Below are 4,515 nucleotides of genomic sequence, written 5' to 3'. Positions count from 1 at the left end.
GGGGCTACCCGGACGGGTGGGGCGATTCTCGCCACGATGGCGAGGCGTCACAGGGATCGATGTGGTTTTGAGGGAATGCCGCTCGGCAAGTTGGTATATCGTTATGACTGAACAGATTCTTTAAATGGGCCTCTTGCACTCCTCAAACGGTCGCATTATCTGACCGATATCCAAGCTTCACCGCGTTGGGGAGGGGCGGAGTAGTTAGTTTATACCGTCAACGGTGATTCGGATCAGCGTAGCGTGCATGATGAATGCGCCTTCCTGGGACGGGTCGAGGTGACTGGCGATGAAATCGCCGGAATACCATGTGACAGTATAATCGCTTAGGTCGATAATTGTCCAAACAGAGTAGGATTCTACTCGCGGAAGGTAGTGTTGGGGTAGAGGGCTAGCCGGATTGGACCCGGTTCCTCTACCCCCTCTCGCTTTTGGAAGGGACGCATGGCATATACTTGGGTGCCGTCGATAAAGCATTATCCGCACTTTGATAAAAGTATCCGGCCCTCTGATATATGGAAGTTGGTGCGCAATCCGGACAGAGTTGCGGCCAATGCGTTTTATCCGTTTTTAAAGTATGAGAAGCGTTGGCAGCCATTTCGCGGGTCTGAGTTCGACAAGGCAGTTTCTGGTTTTCAAAAACCAGAGAAGAAAGAGCGTGAGATTAGGTACGCCAGTCGACGCGATTCTTATATATATTCTTATTATCGGCATATGCTGTCTGGATACTATGAAAATGCACTCGCGGCAAACGGATTATCTAAAAACGTTATCGCATATAGAAGGGTTAAATCAAGCGCTGGTCGTGGTAAATCAAATGTAGAATTTGCATATGATGCTTTTATTGAAATCAGAAAATTGGGGAATTGTGGGGTTGTTGCTCTCGATATAAGCAAGTTTTTTGAATCAATTGACCACGGAATTTTAAAAAAGCAATGGTGTAGCCTTCTAGGTGTAGCAGATCTGCCGAAAGATCACGCCGCTGTGTTCCGATCAATCACAAGTTACGCTGTTGTGGACCGAGCAGCGGCTTATGAAAGGCTAGGGTACGTAGAGCGAAAGATTGTCAAGGGCAATGAACGACTCGTTTATACAAAGAAATTTAGAGAAACGCCAAGACAGCTCTGCTCGAATGGCGACTTTCGGGTGAAGATATGTGGTCAGGGTGGAGCCTTCTCAAAGCTCGTGAGGAAAAATGAAAAAGAATATGGTATACCTCAGGGCTCACCCATATCGGATATGCTTGCAAATTTATACTTGATTGAGTTTGATCGCGCAGTGAACCAATTTGTTATTAATATTGGTGGAACTTATTATCGATACTCGGATGACATATTGATTATAGTGCCGGGCGGCGTCGCAGAGGCAAATTGTGCTCGAGATTTTGCCATGAATGAAATTAAGAAGCATGGTGACAATCTGCTGATCAAAGATAGTAAAACTTCGCTTCTGGTTTACAAGCAGGACGGAAAAAATCAAATTTTTGAAAGAATCGATGGAAAAGGAAGAAACGATCTTGAATATCTAGGCTTTAGATATGACGGGAAAAAGATCAGAATTCGAGATGCCACAATATCCGGACTATATCGGAAAATTTCTTCCGCCGCAAAGGTCGTGGCGCGGAAGCAGGTAAAGAGATATAAAAATAAGGATTTGAAGTATCTTTTGGAGAAATTTGATCATTCTGCTTTTATGAAGAGATACGGAAGAGTTTTAGATTTTGAGGTCGAGTCGGACTATAGAGATTGGACTTTCTGGACATACGCTAAAAGATCTATCGATACATTCGGTGCTCTAGGATCACCTATATCTAATCAACTTAGAAATTATAAAAGGATATGTCGATCACGAGTAGAGTCGGAAATTACGAAAATGCACAAGTAGTTATTGATGAATCGGATCCTGGTCTTTCCAGCAGATTGTCTAAGTGATTCCTTGTTTGACACATCTTTTGATTGTTGTCTATTATAGGCCACGCTGAGTGCAATAGAGAATCCCATTCTTCACTCCTTACTCAAACTCTGGCTCATCCGACTCCCGAGCCTGATCACCCGGAACCCTCTCGTCGGCTCAAGTCGAATGGAGGCCTAGGTGCTTGACCGGAGTGGCAGCATCCGACTTGGCGGTTCGGCCGCAACGGCCGCTCGCCCATAGTTCGGTTAGCTCAGGAATCGGGCCGAGTCCTCTTCCTCGGGCGGAACCGGGCAAGCGCCTCCCGGGTGGTGTCGATCAGGGCCTCGCGGGAGGATAAGGCCGCTTCCGGGCTCCGGCCCGCGCAGTGGAACCAGATCCGGATCGACGGGATCGTGTCTGCCATATTGTCGACCTTCAGCAATATATCCATGATTTCGTATCTTACGAACCACTTGTGGTTGTCGACTTTCGAATGCATGAAATCTGCCGTATCGGTGATGATATTTTCGTAGTCGAATTTCCATCGCTCGGAATGATCGATGAAGAACAGCTGCACATAGCCGCCACACAGATAGCGGATATCGGCTTCGCTCTCCGGTTCCTCATACGCGCCCACCGCGCATCCGACTGTCGCGAACAGGGATGACGGTTGGGCCAGCTCGACCAGCATCCGTCTCAGCGCCTCGGAGTCCGAGGTTTCCGGTATGGCGGCGGCCAGGTCCGGGCGGCCGCGCACATCGATGAACCCGTGATTGCTGGATCCGCCCTCGCGGGGAATGGGCGGATAGGGGATGGTGATCCCCTGCTCGGCATAGATCAGTTCCGTCTTCAGCATGTCTCGATCGTCCGCCGGTGATCGTCACATTCTGCCGTCCCCGGCCTCGCGCCGCTACACCCGCTCCGCCGTCACGATCGCCGCCCCCAGCCTCCCGGCCAGGGCCGCATCCAGCAGCCCGCGGTACAGCGCGTGGACATGGTCGTACCCCTCCCGGCCGGCGATCTCGGTGATCCGGTCGCGCGACTGCTCGATCTTGCCGACCAGGGTCTCGTACCAGCCGATATAGCGGTCGTGGATCTCCCGCATCCCGGTCGCCCGCCAGCCCGCCGCGTCCAGCCGCTCCGGCAGCCCGGCCAGGCGGGGCGGGTTGCGCAGGAAGGGCTCGCCCGCATCCATGAGCGGCGCGTCCTGGTAGCCGTCGCGGTCGACATGGTCGAACAGCACCAGCCGCGTGCCCGGCCGGGCGGCCCCGGCGGCCCGGGCGACCCGGGCCAGCGCCCGCAGCGCCCCGTCCTGGTCCGGGAAGCAGTAATAGGCGTTGAACAGGCAGATCAGGTCCGGCATCTCATCCACGCTCCGGTCGGCGTCGACCACGTCGCAGACCAGGAAGCGGCACTCCGGATAGCGCTGCCGCGCCGCCGCGATCGACTCCGCCTGGATGTCGAGGCCGACGACCCGCCCCCAGCCGTGCCGGCGCAGATACTCGGCCGTGCCGCCCCGGCCGCAGCCGGTGTCCAGGATCAGCCGGCCCGCATCCTTGCCGATCCCGGCCATCGCCAGCTCGATCGCCTCCTCCTCGCCGGCATGGGCGTAGTCGCCGTCCCGCACCAGAGCGAGGATCCGCTGCCCGAGGAAGGAGTTCATCGCGAAGGCGCTGGCCATGGTGAGGCTTCTCGGGCGGCGCCGGCCGGCATGGCGGGCGGATCAGCGTGGCGGAGCGGCCCTTCGGCCGCAAGTGGGCGCCCTGCGGAGGCTCCCTCACGGCACCACATAGGTCCAGCCCGGCCGCCAGGGCGGCGGCGCCCGCGCCAGATCCTCCAGCCGGGCGCCGGCCAGCAGATGCTCCAGCGCCCACAGATTGGCCGAATGGGCGATGACCAGGATCCGGGCGCCGTCCCACCCGTCCCTGAGATCCCGCAGGAAGCCCGCGGTGGCCTCGGCCACCTGGCGATAGCTCTGCCCGCCGGGGAAGGGGCGGTCGACGTGCCGCGCCCGCGCCGCCGCCAGCCTGTCGGCCGGGCAGCCGGTCAGCGCGCCGTAGTCGCATTCGCGCAGTCGGCTGTCCTGGTGAACGGGGAGGGGAGACCCGGCAAGGGCAATCGTCGCCGTCTCCACGGCGCGGGCGAGGTCCGACACGAACACGGCGGCGAGCCCGTCATCCCGCCGGCGCAGGCCCAGCCTGGCGGCCTGCGCCCGCCCTGCCTCTGACAGCCGGCCGGGCCGCCAGCCGGTGGCGATGCCCGCCTCGTTGTCCTCGGTGGTCGAATGGGTCTCGTAGACCAGCGTGACGGCCAAGGACGCGATCTCCTCCAGGGCAGCCCCGCCTGACATAGCAGACAGGGCGGGCCCTGGCAGCAGCGGGCCGATGGGCGGCCAGAACAAACCATTTGCTTTAATGTTCGCTTTTTGTTCTAATGAACGGATGGTCGATGGTGCCATCAGAGCCGGAACTCCTGCCGCCGCTTCGCCGGCCACGGCGCAGGCCGGCCGCTATGCCGAGGTGCTGGCGGAGCTGACCGAGCTGGCCCTGGAGCTGGCCCGCGTCTTCCAGGCCAGGGCGCTGGCCGCCGATCGGGCCGGCGATCTCGACCGCGCCGCCATCG

The 4,515-nt window shown here is 58.0% G+C and carries 5 protein-coding genes; 2 read left to right on the top strand and 3 right to left on the bottom strand.

The features are described 5' to 3' along the window. The first annotated feature begins 444 nt into the window (after positions 1-444). Positions 445-1,884 carry a reverse transcriptase domain-containing protein gene (locus BWR60_RS35660; RefSeq protein ID WP_088158047.1) on the top strand — a complete coding sequence of 480 codons (1,440 nt, stop codon included), beginning with the start codon at positions 445-447 and terminating at the stop codon, positions 1,882-1,884. 280 nt (positions 1,885-2,164) lie between these two features. Here BWR60_RS35660 and BWR60_RS35655 read toward each other — a convergent pair whose 3' ends face one another. From BWR60_RS35655 to BWR60_RS35645, 3 genes are all read right to left on the bottom strand, one after another. Beyond that, positions 2,165-2,749: a hypothetical protein gene (locus tag BWR60_RS35655; protein ID WP_088158045.1), complete on the bottom strand. Its 585-nt coding sequence runs from the start codon at positions 2,747-2,749 to the stop codon at positions 2,165-2,167. Between the two features lie 54 nt (positions 2,750-2,803). Continuing rightward, positions 2,804-3,574, bottom strand: a complete 771-nt coding sequence (locus tag BWR60_RS35650; RefSeq protein WP_088158043.1) for a class I SAM-dependent methyltransferase — start codon at positions 3,572-3,574, stop codon at positions 2,804-2,806. Positions 3,575-3,670: 96 nt separating this feature from the next. Next, positions 3,671-4,207: a histidine phosphatase family protein gene (locus tag BWR60_RS35645; RefSeq protein WP_088158041.1), complete on the bottom strand. Its 537-nt coding sequence runs from the start codon at positions 4,205-4,207 to the stop codon at positions 3,671-3,673. A 127-nt stretch (positions 4,208-4,334) separates the two neighbouring features. On the opposite strand from BWR60_RS35645, the gene BWR60_RS37500 reads away from it, so the two are divergent. Beyond that, positions 4,335-4,515 (top strand): hypothetical protein (locus BWR60_RS37500; protein ID WP_179222088.1); only part of this gene is annotated, 181 nt, incomplete at its 3' end.

Source organism: Inquilinus limosus (assembly GCF_002195995.1).
Taxonomy (GTDB): domain Bacteria; phylum Pseudomonadota; class Alphaproteobacteria; order DSM-16000; family Inquilinaceae; genus Inquilinus; species Inquilinus limosus_C.
The sequence above is the reverse complement of the archived record's forward strand: the minus strand, read 5'-3'. Positions and strand labels throughout refer to the sequence as shown.